The organism is Streptomyces sp. NPDC052109 (assembly GCF_040680195.1).
Lineage (GTDB): Bacteria > Actinomycetota > Actinomycetes > Streptomycetales > Streptomycetaceae > Streptomyces.
Genome location: NZ_JBFAWF010000008.1, coordinates 92,357 through 115,638 on the forward strand (window position 1 = coordinate 92,357; position 23,282 = coordinate 115,638).

Sequence of the window (23,282 nt, forward strand, 5' to 3'; positions counted from 1 at the left end):
TCATTCCGGCAGCCCGAGGTGACGGCGCTCACACCCCAGGTCACCCCCGCGCCGCTCCAGATAGGCACGCTCGGCCGCGCTCCCGGCCAGCTCGGCGGCGCGGCCGTATGCGGCCGCCGCCTCGGCGGTGCGGCCCAGCCGGCGCAGCAGGTCGGCGCGGACCGCGTGCAGGACGTGGTAGCGGCCGAGGTCCAGGGTGTCGACGAGGTCGAGCGCTCTGGCCGGTCCCTCGGTCTCCGCCACGGCGACCGCGCGGTTCAGGGCGACGACGAGGGACGGCGAGACGGCCATGAGTTGGTCGTACAGGCGCAGGATCTGCTGCCAGTCGGTGGCGGCGGCGGTCGGGGTGTCGCTGTGCACGGCGTTGATCGCCGCCTGGATCTGGTAAGGCCCCGGCCGGCCCAGGCGCAGACAGCGGCGGACCAGGTCCTGGCCCTCGGCGATCAGGTCACGGTCCCAGAGGGTCCGGTCCTGCTCGGGCAGCGGCACGAGCACGCCGTCCGCGTCCTGCCGGGCCGGCCGCCGGGAATCGGTCAGCAGCATCAGCGCGAGCAGGCCGGCGACCTCGGGCTGGTCCGGTATCAGCGCCGCGAGCAGCCGGCCGAGGCGGATCGCCTCCGCGCACAGGGCGGGGTCTGCGGTGTATCCCTCGTTGAAGATCAGGTAGACGACGGCGAGGACGCCGCCGAGCCGCTCGGGCAGGTCGGCCCGGCGGGGCACCCGGTACGGGATACCGGCGTCGCGGATCTTCGCCTTGGCCCGTACCAGGCGCTGGGCCAGCGTCGGCTCGGGCACGAGGAAGGCGCGGGCGATCTGGGCGGTGCTCAGGCCGCCGAGCAGGCGCAGGGTGAGGGCGACCCGGGCCTGGAGGGCGAGGGCGGGGTGACAGCAGGTGAAGATCAGGCGGAGCCGGTCGTCGCGCACGGGGCCCTCCTCGGCCCCCGCGTCGGGCGCGTGCGCGTCGGGCTCGTACAGGTGTGGCGTGTACAGGCGGACGGCCTCGGCCTGCCGGGCGTCCCGGGTGGACTCGCGGCGCAGCCGGTCGACGGCCCGGTTACGGGCGGTGGTGATGATCCAGCCGGCCGGGCTGGGCGGCACACCCGCCGCCGGCCAGGTCCGTACCGCGGCGGCGAAGGCGTCCTGCACCGCTTCCTCGGCGAGGTCGATGTCGCCGAGGAAGCGGACGAGGACGGAGACCGCGCGTCCGTACTCGGCGCGGAAGACGGCCTCGACATCGACGGTGTCCGGCATGGGCGCCCGTGCCCTTCTGTCCGATCACGCCGCGCCCGCGCCCCGGGCGACGCCGGCCGTGGGGAGGGGTGCGGCCCGGTGACCGGCAGCGGTCCCGCCGCGGCCGGTCGGGGGAAGCGTACGGGCTCGATCATGCCGAGCACCGCAGACAGGCACGGACCTCTCGGCCACTGCGGGTCTGGTGGACCTCGGTCGACTGCGCGAGGGAGTCGACGATGCCGGTGCCGCGGCCGTGCTCGTCCGGGGCCACGTCGTGGCGGACGCGCTCGACCGCCGTTCCGGAGTCGGTGACCACGATCTGCAGGGTGTCGCCGTCCAGGACGAGCAGCAGCGTCATGCGTTCGCGGCCGTACTGGGCGGCGTTGGCGGCGAGTTCGTCGACGATGAGGACGGCGGAGTCCCGCTCGCTCTCGGGCACACGCCAGCACTCCAGCAGTTCCGCCGCGAGATGCCGAGCGGCGGCGACATGCGCCTCCTGCGCGGGCAGGGTGAGCATCGCCTGGTGGTGGCAGAATCGTGCGGGCGATGAGCCGGCACGGGCGGAATCGGTCACGAACATGGTCTTCTGGCTCTTCTGCGTAGGAACCCGAATGTGAACACTCATTCAGTTCTACGGACGAGGACCGCATATGGTTCGAGCCTTTCGCACCTTTTGTCCACCTTCTTGGGAATGAGTCGGCGGCCCAGCAGTGATCCGTGCGGCTCCGCTCGCCTCACGCCTGGATCGTGACCAGCTTCTGGCCGTTGCCCGCGACGATCTCGAAGTGCTGGATGGCCGCCGGGGACAGGGGGACCGCCCCGGGGACGGTGGTGCCGACCGGGTACTCGCCCGCGCGCCAGGTGGCGGCGTCCTCCCTGGTTCCACCGAGCCCGACCGCCTGCAGACGGCAGGTGATGCCCGCGGGCGCCCCCCGGGCGGAGATCTCCAGCACACTGCCCCATGCCGAGGGCGAGACCCGCACCGTGGCGGTGACGCCGGTGGTGGGGTCGCTCCCGGAGAAGGTGCGCGCCGGAGCCGGGCTGACCGGTGCGGGCGGTGTCGCCTGACCGGCCACGGTTCCGCTGATGGCCAGCCACGTGCCGCCGACCGCCGCTCCGGCGACCAGCGTCAGCGACGCGGCCGCACCGGCCAGTTGCCGCCGCCGGTTTCTGCGGCGCCTCACAGCGGCCTGCTGGAGCATCCGGTCGAGCAGTCCCGCCTCGGCCGCCCGGGGCACCGCGGTCGTGCCGGGCGGCACCTCGGGTGGCCGCCCGGCGTTCTCCCGTGCCCGCCGCACCAGCCGGTCGGCCGGGTCCTCGTCGCCGAGCGGCACGGGCCGGCTTTCCGCCTCTGCGGCGGTGACCGTCGCGAGCAGCGCCGGAAGTCCGGCAAGCTCGGCGTGTTCCGCCCGGCACGCGTCGCATTCCGTGAGGTGCGCACGCACCCGTTCCGTCTCCGCCGGGGACAGCGCGCCCAGGACATACGCTCCCAGCGACAACCGGAGGGCGTCATGGTCCTCGTTCATGGCCGGCACCTCCTCCCTGCCGTGGTCATGGCTCGATGCCTCGTTCCCGCAGTGCCAGCTTCAGCGCGTGCAGGGCGTAGTACGTCCGCGACTTGACGGTGCCCTGGGGAATCCCCAGCACCGCCGCGGCCTCCGCCACGGTCCGGCCGCGGTAGTACGTCTCCAGCAGTACGGCGCGATGGTCCGGAGACAGCGTCCGGATGGCGTCGGCCACGGCCCAGCTCTGCAACGCCTGCTCGATCAGGTCCTCGCCCGGTGTCCGCTCCGCGGCCCGCTCCAGGGCCTCGCCACCGACCTCCGCAGGCCTCGCCTGCCGGGCCCGGTGCGCGTCGATGACCAGGCGCCGGGCGACCGTGCACAGCCAGGCGCGCGCCGGACCGCGCTCGGGTGCGAAGGCGGCGGGGTGCTGCCAGGCCCGCAGCAACGTCTCCTGCACGACATCCTCGGCCCACTGCCGGTCTCCTGAGGTCAGTCGCAGTACGTAGTGGAACAGGGGGCCCGCGTGCTCGGCATACAGAGCCCGGAGCAGTTCCTCGTCCGTGGTCGAAATGGTCCCGTTACCCGAGACACGGCGCCCGGAGCGATTCGGATCGGACGCTTCACCACGCTTTCGAGCACTCCATGGCATAAGCCGATCATCACGCATATGAGCTGCTTTGTCGTGCCATGCCCTGTGATCACCAGGAATTGCGACAAAACCTTATATATACACCGAACCATGCGGCACAGCTGCCCGTGAAACCAGGCATGAGCCGTCGCGCACGGCATCACCTGATCAGTGGGGAATGAACATCATGTACGTCAATGTCCGCCCTGTGGGCCGCCGGTCGCGCTGTGCCGCCGGGCTGGCCGTCGACACCGCCGGTGCGCTGGGACTCCTGAGCCCGTGCGGCCAGTCACCTCCCTCCTCGGGCGCCGGCCCCCTCACGCCCGGCCCAGGTCAGCATCGGCTCGCCGGGATGCGCGGCACCTCGGCGACGCCCAGCATGACCAGGCCCATGACCTCACCCGGCGCGAGCAGGAGCACGCCCGCCGGACCGGTGTCCCAGGACACCGTGGCGATCAAGAACTTCGCGTTCTCCCCGACCGCGCTGAAGGTCAGGGCGGGCACGACGGTGACCTGGACCAATCGGGACGCCGACGCCCACACCGTCACCGGCGCCGGCTCGGGCGGACCGCTGCACTCGCCCGCCCTCGCCACGCACGGCACCTGCACCTACACGTTCACCAAGCCCAGCACCTACGCCTACGTCTGCACCATCCATCCGTTCATGACCGGCACCGTGGAGGTCACCTCATGACCGCATACGACGACCACCGGAGCGCGGCACCGCCCGATGAAACCGGTGGCCCCTCTTCCGAACACGACATGACCCGGCGCCAACTCCTGCGGCACGCCGGGTGGTTCGGCGGAGCTGTCGTGCTCACCGTGGCCGGAGGAGAGGTGATGAGCCATGTCGCCGACTCCCGGGGAGGCACCGCACAGGCCGCCGCGGCACCGGGCGGCGCACTGCGGTTCGTGCAGGTCTCCGACAGTCACATCGGCTTCCAGGGGCCGGCCAACACGGACGTGGTCGGCTCGTTCACCGAAGCGATCCATCAGGTCAACGGGCTCGGGTTCAGACCCGACTTCGTCATGCACAGCGGCGACCTGACACACCTGTCCACGGCAGGACAGTTCGACCAGGTCAGGCAGATGATGACCGGGCTGCGGACGGACCGTGTCTTCACCGTGCCGGGGGAGCACGACTCCATCGGCGACGCGGGCCGCGCCTACCGGCAGACCTTCGGCAAGGGCACGCTCGGTGACGGCTGGTACAGCTTCGACACCCACGGCGTGCACTTCATCGCACTGGTCAACACCCTGAGTCTGGAGAAGCTCGGCCACCTCGGGACCGAGCAGATCGACTTCGTCCGCAAGGACCTCGCCGGCCTGCCGTCGGACACCCCCGTCGTGGTCTTCAGCCACATCCCGCTGTTCGCCATGTACCCGCAGTGGGGCTGGAGCACGGACGACGCGTTGAAGGTGATCGCGCTCCTGCGCCGCTTCTCCTCGGTGACCTGTCTGAATGGACACGTCCACCAGCTGTTCACCAAGACGGAGGGCAACATCACGTTCCACTCCGCCACCACCACCGCCTATCCGCTGCCCAAGCCCGGTCGGGCCCCCGCCCCCACGCCCCAGGTCGTGCCCGCCCGACAGCTGAAGGACGCGCTCGGCATCCGCACCGTGGACTACCGGCGGGGCGACCGGCAGCTGGCGATCAAGGACGAGAGGCTGGCGTGAACAGGCCCCCTCAGCCGCCTCGGCCCCCTGGCCCGGGGCGGCGCGGCCGCTCCTCGCGATCCGGCAGGTGCCTGTGCCGGGGCGGTGGGTCGCCGCCTTTCCTGCCTGCGACCGGTGCACCTCGCGACCGCCTCTGCCGGGCCGCGAGGTGACCCGGAGGTCCCAGGAGTTCGGCGACAGGGCCCAGCTAGTGCTGGTCCACGAAGGGCCGGACCTCGATGGGCAGCGTGGTCGCCAGGGCGGCCTTGCGCCCCCACTCCAGGGCCTCGTCGAGGTCGGTGGCCCGGATCAGGCAGAGTCCGCCCAGGTACTCCTTGCCCTCGGCGTAGGGGCCGTCGGTGACGAGGACCTCGCCGTCCTTGGGGCGGAGCATGGTGGCGGTCTCCGGGCCGTGCAGGCCGCCGGCGAACACCCAGGCGCCGGCGGCGCGCAGCTCGTCGTTGAAGGCCTCGACGTCGCGCATGATCGCGACGAGCGCGTCGGGGGCGGGCGGGGTGCCGTCGGCCGGCTGGACCACGCTGAGCAGGTAGTGCTTCATGACGTCCTCCTGGTGATTTCAGGGTCTTACGTCTGTCTGTCACCTGCTACACGAACGGCCGGCCCCCGGATCGACAGGGCGCGGGACGGAATTTCCGAAAGAATCCTCCCCATGACAGCCACCCCTGCTGATCCGCTCGTGGACCGCGCCCGCCGCCTCGCCACGGACCTGCTCGTTCCCGAGGCCGAGCGGGTCGACCAGCAGGGCGTGCCCGCGAGCCACATCGAGGCGGTGAAGAGCTCGGGGCTGCTCGGGATCGGCGCTCCGGTCGCCTACGGCGGCTCGGGCGCGCCGCCGGCCGTCCTGCGCCGCACCGCGGAGATCCTGGCCGGGGCGTGCTGCTCGACGTGGTTCGTGCAGACCCAGCACCACACGCCGGTGCAGACCCTGGCCCTGAGCGAACTCCCGGTGCGCGAGCGGCTGTTGGGGCCGCTGGCGCGGGGCGAGCTGCTGTCCGGGGTGGCGTATGCGCATCTGCGGTCGTATCCGCGCGTCCCGGTGCGCGTGCGCCGGGAGGGCGGCGGCTGGCGGTTCGACGGGACCGTGCCCTGGTACACCGGCTGGGGTCTGAACGACGTGATGCTGCTCGCCGGGACGACCGACGCGGGCGAGGTGCTGTTCGCGTTCGCCGAGGCGCGCGACCAGCCGGGGCTGCGGGCCTCGGAGCCGATGCGGCTCGCGGCGCTCACCGCCGCGCGCACGGTGTCGCTGGAGCTGTCCGGGCTGTGGCTGCCGGAGGAGGCGGTGGTCCTGCGGACGCCGTACGAGCGGTGGGCGCCCGGGGACCGGGCCAGGACCCTGAACGCGGGCCCGGCGGTCTTCGGGGTCACGGCGGCCGCCCTGTCCCTGCTGGACGCGGAGACGGCCGCCCCGCTCACGGCCCGGCTCGCCGACGTCCGCGGCCGGGCCTACGCCCTGGCCGACGAGCCGGCACCGCAGGAGCGGGTCGCGGAGCGGCTGGCGGTGCGTGCGGAGGCGTACGAGCTGCTGCGTACGGCCACCACGGCGGCGGTGGTGGCCGGGGGCGGCCGGTCGATGGCCCTGACGAGCCGAGCCCAGCGCCACGCCCGGGAGGCGCTGTTCCTGCTGGTGCAGGGGCAGACGGCCGAGACGCGCACGGCACACCTGCGGGCGCTGGCAGGCGACTGAACGGTCACCGCCGGCGCAGCACGCCCTGGGCCGGCGCGTGGGTGCCCACAGCGGCGGCCGCGGCGAAGGCGAGTCCCCGGGCCAGGTCCCGGGGGCGGGTGGGGCGCAGGACGCCGGATCTGCGCAGCCGGCCCCGGGCCCACACGCCGAAGGGGAGGACCGCCAGGGGTGTGGTCGCCGAGCCGGGGGTGTAGCCGCGCAGGTCGTCCGCCTGGGCCGGATGGACCAGGCCGCGACCGCGGTGCCGAACTCCCGCGCGTTCACGGACTCCAGCCGCCGCCACACCGTCTCCGGCACCCGGGGGAACCGCCGGCGCCGCCCGGGCACATGGGTGCGCACCCAGCGCATGCGCTGCTGGCCCTCCGACTCGCTGCGCGCGAGGCCCGCCTGGACGGCCCGTACGGTCTCCGGGTCGAAGCCGTCGAGCAGCCGGTCCGCCTCCGCCCAGGCCTGTGCGGAGGTGTCCCGGGTGATGACGTGCAGCCGGATCCCGAAGCGGATGCGGCGGCCGTGCTCGGCGGCGAGCTTCCGGATCCAGGCGATCTTCTCGGCGACCTGGGCGGGCGGCTCGCCCCAGGTGAGGTACACGTCGGCGTACCGGGCGGCGACCTCGCCGGCGGCGGGCGAGGAGCCGCCGAAGTACACCTCGGGCACGGGGTCGGGCACCCGGCCGAGCCTGGCCTCCTCGACCCGCAGATGCTCCCCGTGCAGGTCGACGCTCTTGCCGTCCCATAGGTCCCGAACGATGTGCAGGAACTCACCGGTTCGCCGGTACCGGGCGTCCTTGTCGAGGAAGTCGCCGTAAGCCCGCTGCTCATGGCTCTCGCCGCCGGTGACCACGTTGAGCAGCAGCCGTCCGCCGGTCTGCCGCTGGAAGGTGGAGGCCATCTGCGCGGCGAGCGTCGGCGAGACGAAGCCGGGCCGGAAGGCGACGAGGAACTTCAGCCGCTCGGAGTTCTGGCTGACCATCGCGGTGGTCAGCCACGCGTCCTCGCACCATGCGCCCGTCGGGGTGAGCGCACCCACGAAACCGAGGTCCTCGGCGGCCCGGGCGATCTGGCTCAGGTAGGCGACCGTCGGGGGCCGGTCCCGGCCGGAGGCGGTGGCCGGGGTGCCGTGGCCGCCGCCCACGACATGGCGGCTGTCGCCGTTGGTGGGCAGGAACCAGTGGAAGGTGAGGGACACGGGGGTCTCCGATCGCGAGTGTCCGTTAGAGCAGGCCGTGCCGGGGCGGCCGGGTTCCGGTCAGCACGTACCGGCCGATGTGCTGGATCTTCCAGCGGGCCGGGTCGTGCAGGGTGTGGGTGCGGGCGTCACGCCAATGGCGATGCAGGTTCAGGGCGTTGAGCGCCGAGCGGGTGCCGGCCACCTCGAACAGGGCGCTCGCCACGTCCACCGCGGCCTCGGCCGCCCTCACCTTGGCGGCGGCCACCGCGATGGACGCCTCGGCCGCCGAGTCGTCGGTGAGGTGGTCGCGGGCCGCGTCGACCGTGCGGGCCGCCTCCCTCAGCAGGGCCTCGGCCGCCCGGACCTGGAGGGAGAGTTCACCGAAGCGCTGGATGAGGAGCGGGTCCTCGGCGGCCGACTCGACCCCGCTCTCGAACCAGGGCCGGCTCTTGGTGCGGACGAACTCCGCCGCCTCGGCCAGCGCTCCCCCGGCGATGCCGGTGTCGATGGCCGCGTGCGACAACTGCGCCGCCGCGCCATGGAGTTGCGGCCCCTGGAAGGTGAGGTGGTGCGGCAGCACGCGGTCGGCGGGCACGGCGACGTCGGCCAGCCGGACGGTGCCGCTGGCCGTGGTCCGCTGCCCCATGCCGTCCCAGTCGTCGACCACCGTCACACCGGGCGCGTCCCGCGGGACGTACGCGACGTGCAGGTTGTCGTCCTCGGCCCGGGCCAGCACCGGGATCCAGTCGGCGCACAGCGCACCCGTGCAGTAGTGCTTGACCCCGGTCAGCAGGTACGACCCGTCGGGCCGCGGGTGCAGGCGGGTGCGGATGTCCTGGACGTGCTTGGTGCCGGCCTCGGACTGCGCGTTGCCGAACCGGCGGCCGGCCAGCAGCTCCGCGAAGAAGAACCTCCGCTGGACTTCGGTCCCCTGACGACGCATCACGTTGACGTAGGCGAAGTGGCTCTGCGGGATCTGGGCGAGGCTGCCGTCGGCCGAGCCGAGCAGCCGGAAGATCTCCGCCAGGGTGGCGGCGCGTACGTCGGCGCCGCCGTGCTCGGCGGGCACGGTCACGGCGAGCAGACCGGAGGCGGACAGCCGGTCCAGCTCGGCCCGGGGCAGCCGCCGTTCCGCGTCCCGCCCGGCGGCCCCGGCGCGGAACTCCGCGGCCAGGGCCTCGGCGACGGCGACCGCCTCGGTGTCGTCGGCGATGACGTGTGCGGTCATGACGCTCAGCTCGCCGCCGCCAGCGCCGGAGCGCGGTCGAGCGCGGCGGAGAACCGGTCGACCACGTGGCCCAGCGCCTCGGCGGTGGCCGGGGCGACATTCAGCGAGCCGTCCTCCCGCACGGTGATGTCCCTGTCGAGGGTGAACCAGCCCTGGACGATATGGGCGGCGCCCATGGAGTTCAGCACCGGGCGCAGCGCGTAGTCGATGGCGAGGACATGGGCGGTGGAGCCCCCGGTGGCCAGCGGCAGCACGGTCTTGCCGGTGAGCGCGTACTGCGGTAGCAGGTCCAGGAGCGCCTTGAGGACGCCGGAGTACGACGCCTTGTAGATGGGTGTGCCGATGAGGACGCCGTCGGCACGGGCGAACAGCTCGGTCGCCTCGACGATCGCCGGGTGCCGGAAGTCCGCGCCGTGCAGGGCCTCGGCCGGGACGGTGCGGACGTCCAGCGGGACGACCTGGTGCCCCTGGGCGATCAGCCGCTGGTCCAGGTGGCGCAGCAGCCGGCCCGTGCGCGAGGAGGCGGAGGGGCTGCCGGAGACGGACAGGACGGTGGCCATGAGTGCCTCGTTTCTGGGGGGTGCGACGGTGTCGACGGTCAGACGCGGCCTGCGAGGAACTCGGGTTTTCCGTGCGCGAGTTGTGCCTCCAGCTCCCGTACGAGCGGCAGCACCCTGCTGCCGAAGTACTCGACCTCCTCGTGGTAGTGGAGGAAACCGAGCAGGAAGAGATCGACGCCGAGCTTCTTGTAGGCGACGATGCGTTCCGCGATCTGTTCGGGGGTGCCGATCAGCCCGGTGCGGAAGCCGTCGTTGTACTGGACGAGGTCCTCGAAGGTGGAGTCCTGCCACATGCCCTTGCCGTCGGCGGTGGACTGACCCGCCTGCCTCACCGCCGCGCCGAAACCCTCGACCGCCTCGCTGTCGGCCTTGGCGACGATCTCGCGCAGTGTCTCGCGGGCCTCGGCCTCGGTGTCGCGGGCGATGAGAAAGCCGTTGAGGCCGAACCTCGGTGCCGTGCGGCCCGCTTCGGCCGCGTAGGCGCGGACATCGGCGATCTGCTCGACGACACCGTCGAAGTCCTTGCCGTTGGAGAAGTACCAGTCGGAGACCCGGCCGGCCATCCGCCGGGCGGCGCTGGAGTTGCCGCCCTGGAAGATCTCCGGGTGCGGTCGCCCGGGTGAGCTCAGTGGCCTGGGCTTGAGGGAGAAGCCGCGCAACCGGTAGAAGTCACCGCCGAGTTCGGCGTGGTCCTCGGTCCATATCTTCCGCAGGGCGGTGATGAACTCCTCGGAGCGGCGGTAGCGCTCGTCGTGCTCCAGCCAGGGCTCACCGAGCGCGGTGAACTCGCCCTTGAACCAGCCGGACACGACGTTCACGGCGAAGCGTCCGCCCGACAGGTGGTCGGCGGTGGCACCGAGTTTGGCGAGCACACCTGGGTGCCACAGGCCGGGGTGGACGGCCGCGATGACCTTCAGACGCTCGGTGGCCAGCAGCAGGGCGAGGCTGAAGCTGGTCGACTCGTGCTGGTACTCGGCGCCGTAGCCGGCCATGTAGCGGACCTGGCTGAGGGCATACTCGAACCCGTTGTCCTCTGCGAGGACGGCGAGTTCGCGGTTGTAGTCGTATCCCCAGTCGGTGCGCTGTTCGATCGTGCTGGTGACGAGTCCCCCGCTGACGTTGGGGACCCAGTAGGCGAATTTCACGGGTGCTGCGGGCATGCGGAACTCCTGGTGCGAAACACTTTCAGGCACGCCGAATTCACGGTGCGCACGGACGCGTGGCCGGCACGGTGAATCCAGGCGGGAAAAGAGCAGAGAAAGGGAAAAGCGCGGCGGATCGCAGAGTGGTGATCAGGCCGCGGCGCAACAGGAGGCGCTGGAAACGCGTGCGAGGTCGACGTGGCGTCGCCGCGTGAGGCCCAGTCGCATCGTCATGCCGTCGATCGTGGCAGCCGTCGGCGAGGGCCGTCAAGGAAGTCCCGACCGGTCTCGTATCGCGGACCACTGAATTTCTCGAACGTGTGAAAGGAAAACCCTTGAACCGGGTCCCTGTGCCCACGCCTTCTGCGGCGGTGCGGACCGAACAGCTGGAATACATCGCGGCCGTGACCCGGCTCGGTTCGCTGCGCCGGGCGGCCGACGAACTGCGCCTGCCCCAGCCCTCGTTGAGCGAGACCGTGCGCGATCTGGAGCGGGAACCGGGCGTCCACCTGCCGGAGCGGAAGCGGTCGGGGGCCACGATGAGGGTGCCTGGACGTGAACTGCCGCCTCTCGGAGAGCCGGCGCGGCCTCGTTGAGGGCGGGCCCGGGGCTGGTCCATCACCTGGACGGCGACGACGCGCCCCCGGGCATGGAGAGCCGAACTGCTGCGCATCCGCCCGTGGTGTACCTGCGGCCGGACAGCCCGCTCGCCGCGCTGCCGGCGGTCGGCGCCGAGGACCTGCTCGGCGTGCCGCTGATCGCGATGCGCGCCAGGTATGTGATGCACCGGTACGTGCATCGGCAGACCGTGTCCCGGCGTTCCCGTACTCGACCGACGGCGCGGAGATGGGCAAGCTGCTTGTCGCCCAAGGGCTCGGGGCGACCGTGCTGCCCGACTTCAGCGTCCTCGGGAGTCCGCTGGAGCGGTCCGGCGCGATCGTCTGCCGCCGATCGCCGATGACACCGCCCGTGTGCTGCCGATGCTCCCAGCTCCGGCGCGCGGAGTCGGTACCGCCGGCGGCGCGGGACCTGCACGCGGCCCTCGTGCGCCGGGCCCGGGAACTGGCTGCGGTCTGACCGTCCCCGTCAAGTGCGGGCGTCGGCGTCCCGCGCCTCGGCCGCGACGACGAGGAACGCGTCGGACTCCAGGTCCATCACCACGGTCACCCGCTCGCCCTCGGCGCGGCGGGCGGCCGCGTACTCCTCCGCGGGCCAGGATCCTCGCGGAGCCCCGGCGGGGAACCTCTCCAACACCTTCGCACCCATGACGGTCGGTCACCTCCGAGCCGGTACGCGGACGGAACGTACATCCTGTACTCCGCGTCTGCCCGGGTTCAGTGCGGACATGTCACTCCGTACCGACATGCCTCCTGACCTCCGCCCCCGTCCGCCACTGGATGTGGGCTGGATGCGACCGCGGCCGCCGCCAGACGGCGAGCTTCCGCTCCAGGCCTACACATAAAGGATAAATAAGAGCAAACTGGGAACATGCGGCAGTAACCGCACACCGCACCAGACACGGTCTGGCCTGCGAAGTCAGAAGGAGACGAGTCATGGCCAACCTGCACAGGGGTGATATATCGACTCACCCCGATGTCTCCGAAATGCGGGCACGCTACGCCCGCATGCTCGGCGGTCGTGATGTGGCGCTCGTGGACGGGCCGGTCTTCCTGCTCGGTCTCTACTGCGCCGCATCTCCGTGGATAGTGCACTACACGACGAGCCAGCCCGCGCTCATGACCCACAACCTGATCGTGGGCGTGGCGATAGGACTGCTGGCACTGGGATTCACCCGGGCCCCCGAGCGGATGTACGGCCTCAGCTGGGCCATGTGCGCCATGGGTATCTGGATGATCATCGCCCCCTGGATCGTGGGCAGCGGCCCGGACAAGGGAGTGATCATCAACAACGTCGTCATCGGCGCGGTGGCGCTCGTACTCGGACTCGTCTGTGCCGGTACGGCAGCGAAGAGCACCCCCAGGCCGTAGGAGACACAGGAAAGGAAGGACAGCCAGGACGCGAGGCCGGTCCGCCCGGGCGGGCCGGCCTCCGCCGCGCCCGCTCAGCGGCTCGGCACCAGCCAGGGCTCCTGCGGCAGGGTCCGGCCGGTCTCCAGCAGCGACTTGAGGTTGGACAGCACGGCCGGCCAGCCCCCGGCCACCGCCGAGCGCTCGCCCTCGTCCTTGAGGTCCTCGTGGACGACGGTAAGCCGGACGATGTCCTCGTACGGCCGGATCTCGAACGTGACACGGGAGTGTCGGTCCTCCTGGCTCTCCTCGTCGGGCGCGGCCCAGGTGGTGACCAGCCGGGTCGGCGGCTCGCTCTCCACCACCCTGCCGACGACGTCGGCGACGCCGGAACCGTCGGTGCGCACATGCGTCCAGCGCGAGCCGGGCCGCCAGTCGGACTCGTTGCGGTGGCCCCAGTAGGCGGCCGTCAGGTCGGCGTCGGTGAGTGCCTCCCAGACCTTCTCGGGTGTGCTCGCGATGTAGGTGACGTACACGAAGCTGGGCTTGTCGGTCATGGCTTCCTCGGCTCGTCGCTTCAGGTCGCCGAGCGCGCTCAGGCGCGGGCGCTCGAACTTGTCGATCCACCGCTCCTGGATCTCGTGGAGCGGCACGGGGTTGAGGTAGTGCAGCTTCTCCCGCCCCCGCCGCACCGTGCTGATCAGGTTGGCGGCCTCCAGGACGGCCAGGTGCTGGGTGACCGACTGGCGCGTCATGGCGATGCGCTCGCACAGCTCGCCCAGGGTCTGGCCGTTGTCCTCGTGGAGCCGGTCCAGCAGGCGTCTGCGCGTGTCGTCGGCCAGCGCCTTGAAGACCTTGTCCACTCCGGCGTCCTCCTCTGGTCGCACACGCAAAGTTATGCAGGCAATTACTTGCATGTCAAGGATGGGCAGGATCGGCCGCGCGTTTTCCTGCGGATCGATGGCTGACCCGCCGGACTGTGCGCCCATCCGAGGGTCGCTTCGGACATCCGGCCGGGCGGCAGGCTGACGTCCTGGATCGACGGCACTCCGGACGCCACCGCCAAGGCCGAACCGTGTCATCCGCGCTCGCGGAGGTACGCCTCCAGCTCGGCGGCCCCGGCCAGCATCGTCCGCCCGCGGGCGGACAGCCGACGTTGCCAGTCGCTCAGCGCGGCCTGCAGTGGCTCGAGGCCGCCGGCCGCCCGCACCTGGGCGATCAGCGGGGCGATCTGCTCCAGCAGGTAGCCGCCCCGCCTGAGCTGGTGGGCCAGGCGGGCGTCCCGTACGTCGGCCTCGTCGTAGACGCGGTACCCGGTCCGCAGGTCGCGGCGCGGGTGCACCAGCCCGGCCCGCTCCCACTTGCGCAGCGTCGCGGGCCGGATGCCGAGCTCCTCCGCGAGCGGACCGATGAACGTGCCGCCCGGTCCGGACACCGGGGCCGGTTCGGCTCCCGCACCGGGCTCGGGCGCCGTGGCGGGCCCCAGGTCACGCAGGGCGCTCTCCACGGCCTGGAGGGTGCGCCGGTCGTCGAGGAGCTTGGCATGGCTCTCGTCGATGACGCGGAACGCCTCGTCGACCGCGCCCTCGTTCACCGCCCGCATGATCGCCGTCGCCGTCTGGTGGCCGTGGCCGGGCACCAGGGCGAGAAACGCGCGCAGGGCTCCCGCGTGCAGCGAGGTGTAGGTGCGGTAGCCGTGCGGTGTGCGATCTGCGGCCGGAAGGATGCCGGCCTCCTCGTAGTTCCTGATCGCCTGCGTGGACAGACCGTGCCCGCGCGCCAGATCGACCGGCCTGAGCCGCTCACCGCTTTGAAGGTTTCGCCCCATGTTCTCGACGATAGCGCGGAAAAGTTTCCACCGAAGGTTCAACGATACCGTTGAGGGCATGGCGATTGACATCAAGGACACCGCCCATGCCGTCGAGGCCGCCGCCGTCATGGGGCTGCTCCCGGCCAGGCCCCGGCTGCTCGCCCTGGGCGAGCCCACCCACGGCGAGGACACGCTGCTCGAACTGCGCAACGAGCTCTTCCGGCAGCTCGTCGAGCAGGAGGGCTACCGGACGATCGCGATCGAGAGCGACTGCATGATGGGCCTGGTCGTGGACGACCACGTCACCTCGGGCACGGGCACCCTCGACGAGGTCATGGAGAACGGATTCAGCCACGGCTGGGGCGCCTCAGCGGCCAACCGCGAACTCGTGCGCTGGATGCGCGCCCACAACGACGGCCGGCCCGCGTCCGACCAGGTCCGGTTCGCCGGTTTCGACGGCCCGCTGGAGATAACCGGCGCCGCGAGCCCCCGGCAGGCCCTCACCGCACTCCACGGCTACCTCTCGGCGTCGGTGGACGCGGACCTGCTCCCCTGCACCGCGGACACGCTCGACGGCCTGCTCGGCACCGACGACCGGTGGACCCGTCCCGCCGCGATGACGGACCCGGCCCGGTCCGTGGGGCAGTCGGCCGAGGCCGGCCGGCTGCGGCTGCTCGCCGACGACCTGGTGGCGCTGCTTGACGCGCAGACGCCCCACCTGCTCGCGGCAACCTCGCGGGACGACTGGGACCGGGCGCGCCTGTACGGTCGCAGCGCCACCGGCCTGCTGCGCTATCACTACTGGATGGCCGACACCTCACCGGCCCGCATGACGCGGCTGTGCGCGCTGCGGGCTCTGATGATGGCCCACAACCTCTTCGCCCTCGCCGCTCGCGGCCCGGCACTCGTCCACGCCCAGAACTCCCATCTCCAGCGGGAGAAGAGCACGATGCAGTTGTGGGAGGGCCCGGTGGAGTGGTGGAGCGCCGGCGCCTTGGTGAACGCCCAGCTCGGCGGGGGGTACACCTTCGTGGCCACGGCCCTCGGCACGATCCGGCACCACGGGGTGGACACGCCGCCGCCGGACACCCTCGAAGGGCTCCTGTACGCGCTCCCGAGGGACCGCTGCCTCATCGACGCCCCGCGCCTGGCCGCTGCCCTCGGCGGCACGCGGCCCGCGCCCCGCGTCTCCCCCTGGTTCGGCTACGCCCCGTTTGACCCGGCCCACCTCGCGGAGGCCGACGGGATCGTGTTCGTCAAGGACGTCCCGAAGACCTAGTGCCACCACCAGCGGTCCGGCCCGTCCGAGCGTCCGGGGACGCGCGGAGGCGTCCCGCCGCCCCCCGGACGCCGGCAGGCTGCTGGCCTCCGCGATGGTCTCCGACGCCGGCCTGGGGTCGGGCCGGAGTGCCTTCACTCGTGCAGGTTCCGGGCCGGTGCCGCTCGGCTGAGGCGGTCCGCTGGTCCTGCAGCGCGCTCCGCCACCGGGACTTCTCCCGCGGGTCGACCTCGCGGCGGGCGCCGAGGGGTCCCCGACGCCCAGGCCCCGTCGCTCCTCACACGGGTGCCACGTCCGGGTCCGTGCCGGCCAGGTACTCCTCGCTGATCTCCCTCCGCCCGAAGGGCCACACCTTCTCCAGCCGCGCCCAGACGGCGAAGGCCACGCAGCCGAGGGCCAGCCAGGCCAGGGACCACTCGATGGGGTGGCGGCCCGGGGAGCTCTTGTCGGCGTAGCCGTAGATCACGCACCAGCCGGCGAACGCGACGACGCTCGGCACGGGGTACAGCCACATCCGGTACGGACGGCGCAGGGCCGGCTGCCGCCGGCGCAGCACGCTCAGGGCCACGATCTGGGCCAGGGCCTGGACGATGACCATCACGGTGGTCAGCAGCTGGATCAGGGTGGCGAGGTCGGTGTGACGGCCGATCAGGAAGCCCACGGCGGTGATCACGCCCATGGTCGCGAGGCCGAGCATCGGGAAGCGGTGCTCGGGGTGCAGCTTCTCGTAGGGCCGGAAGAAGACGCGGTCGCGGGCGGCGTCGTAGGGCACCCGGGAGCCGCCGAGCAGCCCGGTGAAGACCGAGGCGAACGCGGTGACCAGGATCAGCACGGTCACCGTGTCGGCGGCGCCCTTGCCCCAGGTCTCCTCCAGCACGGCTGAGGCGACCGAGGTGGAGGCGATGTCGTGCGGGTCGGTCATCCGCTGCCAGTCCACGACGCCGAGGGTGCCGATCTGGAGCAGCAGATAGATCGCCATGATGCCGAGGATGGAGAGGATGATCGAGCGCGGCAGCGTACGGCCGGGGTCCTTGATCTCGGCGCCCATGTAGGCCGTGGTGTTGTAGCCGAGGTAGTCGTAGATGCCGATGGTCAGGCCCGCGGCGAAGCCGAGCCAGAAGTGGTTGCTCGTCAGGTCGAAGGCGCCCGCGGGGTAGGTGAAGGCCCGGTGCGGACTGAAGTCGGTCGCGGCGGCGATGATCACCAGGAGGACCGAGGCGATCATCACGGTCCACATCACGGCGGTGATCCGGGCGATGTGCTCGATGCCGCGCCAGAGCAGGATCACGACCAGGGCGATGATGCCCAACCCGATCAGGTCGCCGGAGGTCTGCCCGAGCCCCGGGGCCAGATAGCCCAGGTACTGCACGAAGCCGACCACGCCGGTGGACATGATCAACGGGATGAAGAGCATCGCCGTCCACACGAACAGGAACGGCATCAGCCGGCCCGTGCGGTACTGGAAGGCCTGGCGCAGATAGACGTAACTCCCGCCGGAGCCGGGCATCGAGGCGCCCAGCTCGGCCCAGACCAGTCCGTCGCACAGCGCGAGGACGGCACCCGCGACGAAGCCGATGACCGCCTGTGGGCCGCCGAACGCGGTGACCATCAGCGGGATCGTCACGAAGGGGCCGATGCCGCACATCTGGCTCATGTTGATGGCCGCGGCCTGGAACAGGCCGACACGACGGACGAAGCCACCCGTGGGCGGCGGACTACCGGACATGGGGACTCCTGACGCCACGGGTGCTCTCTACGACACCCGGCGGGCTGACTGGCCGATAAAGTTAAGGAGCCTTACTAGCGGCGTCAAGTCTGCGTGGGGAATGCGTGAGAATGGTGCGATGGCCGCCAGCGAAGTCATAGAGCAGCACGAACAGCCCTGGAGCCGCCGGCGGCTGCGCAGCACCAACGAGCGGCTCCTGCTGGACCGGCTGCGCGCCCTGGGCGCGGCGTCGCGCGCCCAACTGGCCCGGGAGACGGGCCTGTCGAAGCCGACGGTCTCCAGCGCCCTGGCCTCCCTGGAGACGGCCGGCCTGGTGCACGAGGTCGGCACCCAGGTCCCGGAGCGCGGGCGCACCGCCGTGCTCTACGCCCCCGATCCGGCCGCCGGGTACGCGCTGGGCGTGGACATCGGCCGGGGCTGGCTGCGTGTGGCGGTGGTCGACCTGGACGGCACGGTCGTCGCCCGGGCCGACGTGCGCAACCGGGCCCGCGCCTCCGCCGCGCTCGCCGACCTCGTCGTGGGCACCGCCCGCCAGGTGATCGCCAACTCGGGCGTGGATCCGGCGGAGGTGGTGCACGGGGTGGTCGGCACACCCGGCGTCTACGACGAGAAGCAGCGCCGGGTGCGCTACGCGATGCACCTCCCGGGCTGGGGGCGAGCGGGGCTCGTCGACCGGATGCGCGAGGAGCTGGGTGTACCGCTGGAGGTGCACAACGACGCCAATCTCGCCGCGCTCGGCGAGTACACCTACGGCGTCGGCACGGGCAGCCGGCTGTTCGCGTACATCCTGATCGGCACCGGACTCGGCATGGGCGTGGTCAGCGAGGGGCGGCTGTTCACGGGGGCCCGTGGACTGGCCGGTGAGATCGGTTTCCTGCCCTGGCCGGGCCGGCAGAAGCCCGAGCGGCTGGAGGACGCGGTGTCCGGGCTGGCCGTGGTGGAGGCCGCCCGGGAGTTCGGGATGAGCGGGCAGCTCACGGCGAAGGCGGTCTTCGACGCGGCCCGGCAGGGCAGTCCGGCCGCGCTGCGGGCGGTGGAGCTGGAGGGCGAGCGGATCGCGTACACCGTGGCGGCGGCCGCCGCCGTGCTCGACCCGGACCTGGTGGTGCTCGGCGGCGGCGTCGGTCACAGCGTCGACCTGCTGCTGCACCCCGTCCGGGAGCGGGTGCGCGCCCTCACCCCGCTGCGCCCGCGGATCGCGCCGAGCCGGCTCGGCGAGGACGCCGTCCTGCTCGGCGCGGTGGCCACGGCCCTGGACACGGCCCGGGACCTGGTGTTCGAGCACAGGGCGACCGGCACCTGACGACCCAACCGCGCGGCGGCCCACGGTGATTGACACGACCGGTGCGGCGTCCTAGCTTGAACCAGGTTAGTAAAGTTTCCTAACTTTACGAGGCTGGAGACCGCCGTGTTCCCTCGCCCCGCCCCCGCCCGCCGGTACGCGGTCACCGCGCTGGTCCTCGGCCTGCTCGGCTCGCTGACCAGCGGCGCCTGGGCCGGCGCCCGGCACCCGGCACCGCCGCTCGGGCACCCCCGGACCACCCGTGTCCCCGCGGCGGCCGGCACCGGCACACCGCTCGCCGGCTACGCCATCCAGTCCTCCGCGAAGGTGAGCGACTCCCCGGCGGCCGTCTCCTCCCCCGGCTATCCGGCGAAGGGCTGGTATCCGACGGGACCTCGGTCCACGGTCCTGGCCGCCCTGCTCGCCGACGGGGTGTACGCCGATCCGTTCTTCTCCGCCAACCAGCGGAAGATCCCGTCGGCCGACTTCCAGGTGCCCTGGTGGTACCGCTCCGACTTCACCGTCGAGGACACCGCGCGGCGCACCTCCCTCGACTTCAGCGGAGTGATCTCGGCGGCCGACGTCTATGTGAACGGCCACCAGGTGGCGCGGGCCGCCGACGTCACGGGCGCCTACACGCACCACGAGCTGGACGTCACCTCGCTCGTCAGGCCCGGCACCAACACGGTCGCCTTCCGCGTCCGGCCCAACGACCCGAACAAGGACCTCACCATGGGCTGGATCGACTGGCTCCAGCCGCCGCCCGACCGGAACATGGGCCTCGTCCGGGACGTCCTGGTGCGCAGGGGCGGCCCGGTGGCGCTGCGCGACACCCATGTCGTCACCAAGCCGGCCGTGCCGTCGCTCGCCTCCGCCGACCTGACAGTGAAGGCCGAGGCCCGCAACGACACCGGCAGCCCGGTCACCGCCGAGGTCACCGGGCGCATCGGCGCGACCATCTTCACCCGGCGGGTGCGGCTCGCCGCCCATGAGAAGAGGACCGTCGCCTTCTCCCCCGCCGACACGCCGGGCCTGCACCTCACCTCGCCGAGGGTGTGGTGGCCCGCGGGGATGGGCGGACAGCCGCTGTACGACCTGGATCTGACCGCGTCCGTCGCCCGTACGACGTCCGACACCGCGCACGAGACCTTCGGCATCCGCGATGTGCGGGCCCCGCTGAACGCGGACGGGGCGCGCCAGTACCGGATCAACGGCCGCCGTCTGCTGATCAAGGGCGGCGGCTGGTCGCCCGACGAGTTCCTGCGCTGGGACCGCACCTATGTCGAGGACCGGCTGACGTACGCCCGCGACCTGGGTCTGAACACGATCCGCCTGGAGGGGCACCTGGAGCCGGACGAGTTCTTCGACCTGGCCGACCGGTACGGCATCCTCACCCTGCCGGGCTGGGAGTGCTGCGACAAGTGGGAGGGCAACGTCAACGGTGCCGGCGAGCCCGGCGAGCCGTGGACCGGCGCCGACTATCCGGTGGCCAAGGCCTCCATGGCCGCCGAGGCCGCCCGGCTGCGCGACCACCCGAGCGTGATCTCCTTCCTGATCGGCAGCGACTTCGCCCCCGACGCCACGATCGAGAAGACGTACCTGGACGCACTGAAGTCCGCCGACTGGCCCGATCCGGTCGTCTCCGCCGCCTCGGACAACTCCTCCGCGCGGCTGGGCGGTTCGGGCCTGAAGATGACCGGGCCGTACGACTGGGTGCCGCCCGGCTACTGGTACGCCAAACGGGAGGGCGGGGCCACCGGCTTCAATTCCGAGACCAGCGCGGGCCCGAGCATCCCCACGCTCGACACCCTGCGCCGGATGCTGGCCCCGGCCGAACTGGACACCCTCTGGAGGGACCCGGAGGCGAAGCAGTACCACCGCTCGCCGTCCCCGGTCTTCGGCACGCTCAAGATCTACGACGCCGCCCTCACCGGCCGCTACGGCGCCCCCACCGGTCTCGCCGACTACGTGCGCAAGGCCCAGCTGGCGCAGTACGAGAACGTACGCGCCCAGTTCGAGGCCTACGGGCGCAACGCCACGGACTCCGCCGCACCCTCCACCGGAGTGATCCACTGGATGTTCAACAGCGGCTGGACGTCCCTGCACTGGCAGCTGACGGACCGGTACCTCGACCAGGGCGGCGCCTACTTCGGCGCCAAGAAGGCGAACGAGCCGCTGCACGTCCAGTACTCGTACGACAACCGCTCGGTCGTCGTCGTCAACCACCGGCACGCCCAGGTGAGCGGACTCACCGCCCGCGCCACGCTCTTCGACCCCGACGGCACGCAGAAGTACGACAAGAGGGTGAGCGGGGTGTCGGTGGACGGCGACGGCGCGCACACCACCGCCCTCACCCTGCCGTCCGCGGTGAGCGGACTGTCGTCGACGTATCTGCTCCGCCTGGACCTGACGGACGCGCACGGCAAGCAGGTGAGCCGGAACGTGTACTGGCTCTCCACCCGGCCCGACACCCTCGACTGGTCCGGTACCACCTGGTACTACACGCCGACGACCGGCTACGCCGATCTCAAGGGGCTGACCTCGATGGCACGGGTGCCGGTGTCGGCGACGGCGAGCACGGAGTCGTCGGACGGCACGTCGACCACGACCGTCACCCTGCGCAACACCGGCCGCGGCAGGACCCCTGCGCTGCTGACGGACGTCCACCTCGTGGGGGCGCAGGGGTCGCCGGTGCTGCCGGTGCACTGGTCGGACGACGAGGTGAGCCTGTGGCCGGGCGAGTCGGTGACGCTGACCGCGACCTGCCGGACGGACGATCTGCACGGCTCGGTTCCGGCTGTGCGGGTCTCCGGCTGGAACACCCCGGAACGGACGGTGCCGGCGACCCGACTCGGCGGGGGTGGGCCGCTCGGGCCCACCCCCGGCCGGTTCAGCCGACGTTGAGCGCGGTGTCGTCCACGACGAACGACGTCTGGTACTGGGCGCCCTCGGTGCCGGTGAACTTCAGCGTGACGGTCTGCCCGGCGTAGCTGCTGAGGTCGAAGCTGCGCTGGGTGTATCCGGAGGCCGCGTTGAGGTTCGAGTAGGTGGCCAGGGTGCCGAGGACCGTGCCGGAGCTGCCCAGCACCTGGACCTTCAGGGTGTCGTAGGCCGTGCTGGTCGAGGTCTCGGCCGTGTCTACGTGCAGGTAGAAGCTGAGCGTCGCCTTCGAGCAGCCGGACGGGATGCTCACCGACTGGGAGAGGGTGTCGGTGGTGGCGGTGCCGTAGCCGTCGAGCCAGGCGTAGTACGAGCCCGCATGGGCCGGCTCACCGGTCGAGTTGGTGATGACCCCGCTGGACGCGCTCCAGGTGCTGTTGCCGGACTCGAAGCCGTTGTTGCCGAGGAGCTGGGCGGCGGTGCAGGTGCCGGTGCCGCCGCCCCCGCCTCCTCCGCCGCCGCCGCTGGTGCCCGAACCGGCCAGCCAGGCGGTGGCGTTGAGGGCGAGGGCCGCGTTGGTGGCGCCGGAGTCGTTCCAGCCGTCGTACAGGGTGTTGCCGGACTGGCCGGTGCCGTCGTCGATCGGGGAGCTGTCGCCCCAGAAGGCGACGCGGCCGCTGCCGAAGGTGCTGGTGAGGAAGAAGGCGCCGGTGTTGCCGGAGTAGCCGCTGCGGTAGACCAGGCCCTTGACGGACGAGTTGTCGGACGGCTTGAGGGTGGCCGTGGTGCCGTCGGCGATCAGGCTCTTGGTGACGGTGCCGAACGAGCCGTGCAACACCGGATCGGTGCTGTCGCTGATCGCGGCCGGGTAGCCGGAGCTGATGTCCAGCGAGTCGATGGAGAAGCCGAACGGGTCGGTGGAGTCGACGCTGTTGTTGGTCATCAGGTCGTTGAGGATCTGGACCGCGTCGTAGCCGTCGTTGTTGCGGTCGGCCCCGGTGTGGTCTGAGATCATGAACAGACCGCCGCCGTTCTTGACGAAGTTCATGATCGCCGTCTTCTCGGCGGTGGTGAACTTCGTGTTGGGTTCCGGCAGGACGAGCGTGTCGAAGTTCGACAGGTCGGTCGAGGACGAGCCGCCGTAGCTGAGGCTGGAACCCGACGGCAGCGTCTTCAGGCTGTAGTCGCCGGTCTTCTGCAGCGCCACCCCCCAGGAGGAGAGGGCGCCGGTCCAGTCGGTCTCCGAGGAGGGCGAGGAGTCCTGACCGAGCGGGTCGGGCTGGCTGGTGGAGATGATCCAGTCGGCGTTCCCGGCCGTCTCGGCGTGGGCGTTGTCGAACAGGATGCGGTGCGGGGTCGCCGCGTGGGCGGCGGTGCCGCTGCCGACCTGGACGGCGGCCCCGGTGAGGAGCAGCCCGAATCCGGCCAGGGCGGTGGTGAGTCTGCGGCGGGATCTCCTGGATCCAAGCATCCGACGAACCTCCATGAGGGGTGGGGAGAGGCGGTGCGGC

Annotated in this window: 23 protein-coding genes and 2 pseudogenes; 8 read left to right on the forward strand and 17 right to left on the reverse strand. The window is 71.7% G+C overall.

Translation table 11 applies throughout. The features are described from left to right. The 5 genes from AB0L59_RS18610 to AB0L59_RS18630 all read right to left on the reverse strand — a co-directional run bounded on the left by AB0L59_RS18610 (position 1) and on the right by AB0L59_RS18630 (position 3,822). Positions 1–1,251 (reverse strand): RNA polymerase sigma factor, encoded by a 1,251-nt coding sequence (locus AB0L59_RS18610; RefSeq protein WP_365584587.1) that lies wholly within the window; start codon positions 1,249–1,251, stop codon positions 1–3. 130 nt (positions 1,252–1,381) lie between these two features. After that, complete coding sequence (locus AB0L59_RS18615; protein ID WP_365584590.1) at positions 1,382–1,810, reverse strand: ATP-binding protein; 429 nt, start codon at positions 1,808–1,810, stop codon at positions 1,382–1,384. A 154-nt stretch (positions 1,811–1,964) separates the two neighbouring features. Then, the gene (locus AB0L59_RS18620; protein ID WP_365584593.1) at positions 1,965–2,756 is read right to left on the reverse strand and encodes a zf-HC2 domain-containing protein; all 792 of its coding nucleotides are present in this window, start codon (positions 2,754–2,756) and stop codon (positions 1,965–1,967) included. 25 nt (positions 2,757–2,781) lie between these two features. Further along, entirely contained in the window at positions 2,782–3,402 is a 621-nt protein-coding gene (locus AB0L59_RS18625) for a sigma-70 family RNA polymerase sigma factor (protein WP_365584596.1), read from the reverse strand. A gap of 294 nt (positions 3,403–3,696) precedes the next feature. Continuing rightward, entirely contained in the window at positions 3,697–3,822 is a 126-nt protein-coding gene (locus AB0L59_RS18630; RefSeq protein ID WP_365584599.1) for a hypothetical protein, read from the reverse strand. Here AB0L59_RS18630 and AB0L59_RS18635 point away from each other — a divergent pair. Further along, positions 3,812–4,057, forward strand: coding sequence for a plastocyanin/azurin family copper-binding protein (locus AB0L59_RS18635; RefSeq protein WP_365584602.1), 246 nt, complete (start codon positions 3,812–3,814; stop codon positions 4,055–4,057). The two genes, AB0L59_RS18630 and AB0L59_RS18635, sit on opposite strands and share 11 nt — an antisense overlap. Beyond that, entirely contained in the window at positions 4,054–5,043 is a 990-nt protein-coding gene (locus AB0L59_RS18640; protein WP_365584604.1) for a metallophosphoesterase, read from the forward strand. Before AB0L59_RS18635 ends, AB0L59_RS18640 begins: the two co-directional genes overlap by 4 nt. A gap of 187 nt (positions 5,044–5,230) precedes the next feature. Here AB0L59_RS18640 and AB0L59_RS18645 read toward each other — a convergent pair whose 3' ends face one another. Continuing rightward, positions 5,231–5,581 carry a YciI family protein gene (locus AB0L59_RS18645; protein WP_365584606.1) on the reverse strand — a complete coding sequence of 117 codons (351 nt, stop codon included), beginning with the start codon at positions 5,579–5,581 and terminating at the stop codon, positions 5,231–5,233. 111 nt (positions 5,582–5,692) lie between these two features. Here AB0L59_RS18645 and AB0L59_RS18650 point away from each other — a divergent pair, with 111 nt between their 5' ends. After that, the gene (locus tag AB0L59_RS18650) at positions 5,693–6,730 is read left to right on the forward strand and encodes an acyl-CoA dehydrogenase family protein (protein WP_365584607.1); all 1,038 of its coding nucleotides are present in this window, start codon (positions 5,693–5,695) and stop codon (positions 6,728–6,730) included. Positions 6,731–6,734: 4 nt separating this feature from the next. Here AB0L59_RS18650 and AB0L59_RS18655 read toward each other — a convergent pair whose 3' ends face one another. From AB0L59_RS18655 to AB0L59_RS18680, 6 genes and pseudogenes are all read right to left on the reverse strand, one after another. Then, positions 6,735–7,013 carry an HXXEE domain-containing protein gene (locus tag AB0L59_RS18655; RefSeq protein ID WP_365584609.1) on the reverse strand — a complete coding sequence of 93 codons (279 nt, stop codon included), beginning with the start codon at positions 7,011–7,013 and terminating at the stop codon, positions 6,735–6,737. Between the two features lie 62 nt (positions 7,014–7,075). Further along, a pseudogene (locus tag AB0L59_RS18660) lies at positions 7,076–7,915 on the reverse strand (LLM class flavin-dependent oxidoreductase); the annotation flags it as partial. 25 nt (positions 7,916–7,940) lie between these two features. After that, the gene (locus AB0L59_RS18665) at positions 7,941–9,125 is read right to left on the reverse strand and encodes an SfnB family sulfur acquisition oxidoreductase (RefSeq protein ID WP_365584611.1); all 1,185 of its coding nucleotides are present in this window, start codon (positions 9,123–9,125) and stop codon (positions 7,941–7,943) included. Between the two features lie 5 nt (positions 9,126–9,130). Then, the gene (gene ssuE, locus AB0L59_RS18670) at positions 9,131–9,685 is read right to left on the reverse strand and encodes an NADPH-dependent FMN reductase (RefSeq protein WP_365584614.1); all 555 of its coding nucleotides are present in this window, start codon (positions 9,683–9,685) and stop codon (positions 9,131–9,133) included. A 38-nt stretch (positions 9,686–9,723) separates the two neighbouring features. Further along, entirely contained in the window at positions 9,724–10,845 is a 1,122-nt protein-coding gene (gene sfnG / locus AB0L59_RS18675) for a dimethylsulfone monooxygenase SfnG (protein ID WP_365584617.1), read from the reverse strand. A gap of 132 nt (positions 10,846–10,977) precedes the next feature. Continuing rightward, entirely contained in the window at positions 10,978–11,061 is an 84-nt protein-coding gene (locus tag AB0L59_RS18680) for a putative leader peptide (RefSeq protein WP_365585062.1), read from the reverse strand. Positions 11,062–11,198: 137 nt separating this feature from the next. Between AB0L59_RS18680 and AB0L59_RS18685 the strand changes: the two are divergent. After that, positions 11,199–11,904: pseudogene (locus AB0L59_RS18685) on the forward strand (LysR family transcriptional regulator). Between the two features lie 9 nt (positions 11,905–11,913). Here the strand turns inward: AB0L59_RS18685 and AB0L59_RS18690 are convergent. Next, positions 11,914–12,093 (reverse strand): hypothetical protein, encoded by a 180-nt coding sequence (locus AB0L59_RS18690; protein ID WP_365584620.1) that lies wholly within the window; start codon positions 12,091–12,093, stop codon positions 11,914–11,916. Between the two features lie 287 nt (positions 12,094–12,380). Between AB0L59_RS18690 and AB0L59_RS18695 the strand changes: the two genes are divergently transcribed. Then, positions 12,381–12,815 (forward strand): SPW repeat protein, encoded by a 435-nt coding sequence (locus AB0L59_RS18695; protein ID WP_365584623.1) that lies wholly within the window; start codon positions 12,381–12,383, stop codon positions 12,813–12,815. A 74-nt stretch (positions 12,816–12,889) separates the two neighbouring features. On the opposite strand, the gene AB0L59_RS18700 is transcribed toward AB0L59_RS18695, so the two are convergent. Next, on the reverse strand, positions 12,890–13,657 hold the full coding sequence (locus AB0L59_RS18700; protein ID WP_365585065.1) for a metalloregulator ArsR/SmtB family transcription factor: 768 nt from the start codon (positions 13,655–13,657) through the stop codon (positions 12,890–12,892). Positions 13,658–13,872: 215 nt separating this feature from the next. Continuing rightward, on the reverse strand, positions 13,873–14,622 hold the full coding sequence (locus AB0L59_RS18705; RefSeq protein ID WP_365584626.1) for a MerR family transcriptional regulator: 750 nt from the start codon (positions 14,620–14,622) through the stop codon (positions 13,873–13,875). 58 nt (positions 14,623–14,680) lie between these two features. On the opposite strand from AB0L59_RS18705, the gene AB0L59_RS18710 reads away from it, so the two are divergent. Beyond that, on the forward strand, positions 14,681–15,883 hold the full coding sequence (locus tag AB0L59_RS18710; protein WP_365584629.1) for an erythromycin esterase family protein: 1,203 nt from the start codon (positions 14,681–14,683) through the stop codon (positions 15,881–15,883). Positions 15,884–16,160: 277 nt separating this feature from the next. Here the strand turns inward: AB0L59_RS18710 and AB0L59_RS18715 are convergent, their stop codons facing one another. Beyond that, positions 16,161–17,609, reverse strand: coding sequence for an APC family permease (locus AB0L59_RS18715; RefSeq protein ID WP_365584632.1), 1,449 nt, complete (start codon positions 17,607–17,609; stop codon positions 16,161–16,163). Positions 17,610–17,727: 118 nt separating this feature from the next. Between AB0L59_RS18715 and AB0L59_RS18720 the strand changes: the two genes are divergently transcribed. Together AB0L59_RS18720 and AB0L59_RS18725 are read left to right on the forward strand one after the other, a co-directional pair. After that, the gene (locus AB0L59_RS18720) at positions 17,728–18,912 is read left to right on the forward strand and encodes an ROK family transcriptional regulator (RefSeq protein ID WP_365584634.1); all 1,185 of its coding nucleotides are present in this window, start codon (positions 17,728–17,730) and stop codon (positions 18,910–18,912) included. A 105-nt stretch (positions 18,913–19,017) separates the two neighbouring features. Next, complete coding sequence (locus AB0L59_RS18725; RefSeq protein ID WP_365584636.1) at positions 19,018–21,795, forward strand: sugar-binding domain-containing protein; 2,778 nt, start codon at positions 19,018–19,020, stop codon at positions 21,793–21,795. Here AB0L59_RS18725 and AB0L59_RS18730 read toward each other — a convergent pair. Further along, a complete protein-coding gene (locus AB0L59_RS18730; RefSeq protein WP_365584639.1) occupies positions 21,782–23,242 on the reverse strand; it encodes a hydrolase in 1,461 nt (486 codons plus the stop codon). The two genes, AB0L59_RS18725 and AB0L59_RS18730, sit on opposite strands and share 14 nt — an antisense overlap. Between the last annotated feature and the right edge of the window lie 40 nt (positions 23,243–23,282).

Coding starts and splice junctions, on each gene's coding strand:
- AB0L59_RS18610 (WP_365584587.1), bottom strand. CDS start 1,251: ATGCCGGACACCGTCGATGTCGAGGCCGTCTTCCGCGCCGAGTACGGA.
- AB0L59_RS18680 (WP_365585062.1), bottom strand. CDS start 11,061: ATGACGATGCGACTGGGCCTCACGCGGCGACGCCACGTCGACCTCGCA.
- AB0L59_RS18665 (WP_365584611.1), bottom strand. CDS start 9,125: ATGACCGCACACGTCATCGCCGACGACACCGAGGCGGTCGCCGTCGCC.
- AB0L59_RS18730 (WP_365584639.1), bottom strand. CDS start 23,242: ATGCTTGGATCCAGGAGATCCCGCCGCAGACTCACCACCGCCCTGGCC.
- AB0L59_RS18690 (WP_365584620.1), bottom strand. CDS start 12,093: ATGGGTGCGAAGGTGTTGGAGAGGTTCCCCGCCGGGGCTCCGCGAGGA.
- AB0L59_RS18640 (WP_365584604.1), top strand. CDS start 4,054: ATGACCGCATACGACGACCACCGGAGCGCGGCACCGCCCGATGAAACC.
- AB0L59_RS18720 (WP_365584634.1), top strand. CDS start 17,728: ATGGCCGCCAGCGAAGTCATAGAGCAGCACGAACAGCCCTGGAGCCGC.
- AB0L59_RS18705 (WP_365584626.1), bottom strand. CDS start 14,622: ATGGGGCGAAACCTTCAAAGCGGTGAGCGGCTCAGGCCGGTCGATCTG.
- AB0L59_RS18715 (WP_365584632.1), bottom strand. CDS start 17,609: ATGTCCGGTAGTCCGCCGCCCACGGGTGGCTTCGTCCGTCGTGTCGGC.
- ssuE (WP_365584614.1), bottom strand. CDS start 9,685: ATGGCCACCGTCCTGTCCGTCTCCGGCAGCCCCTCCGCCTCCTCGCGC.
- AB0L59_RS18645 (WP_365584606.1), bottom strand. CDS start 5,581: ATGAAGCACTACCTGCTCAGCGTGGTCCAGCCGGCCGACGGCACCCCG.
- AB0L59_RS18710 (WP_365584629.1), top strand. CDS start 14,681: ATGGCGATTGACATCAAGGACACCGCCCATGCCGTCGAGGCCGCCGCC.
- AB0L59_RS18615 (WP_365584590.1), bottom strand. CDS start 1,810: ATGTTCGTGACCGATTCCGCCCGTGCCGGCTCATCGCCCGCACGATTC.
- AB0L59_RS18620 (WP_365584593.1), bottom strand. CDS start 2,756: ATGAACGAGGACCATGACGCCCTCCGGTTGTCGCTGGGAGCGTATGTC.
- AB0L59_RS18695 (WP_365584623.1), top strand. CDS start 12,381: ATGGCCAACCTGCACAGGGGTGATATATCGACTCACCCCGATGTCTCC.
- AB0L59_RS18650 (WP_365584607.1), top strand. CDS start 5,693: ATGACAGCCACCCCTGCTGATCCGCTCGTGGACCGCGCCCGCCGCCTC.
- sfnG (WP_365584617.1), bottom strand. CDS start 10,845: ATGCCCGCAGCACCCGTGAAATTCGCCTACTGGGTCCCCAACGTCAGC.
- AB0L59_RS18625 (WP_365584596.1), bottom strand. CDS start 3,402: ATGCGTGATGATCGGCTTATGCCATGGAGTGCTCGAAAGCGTGGTGAA.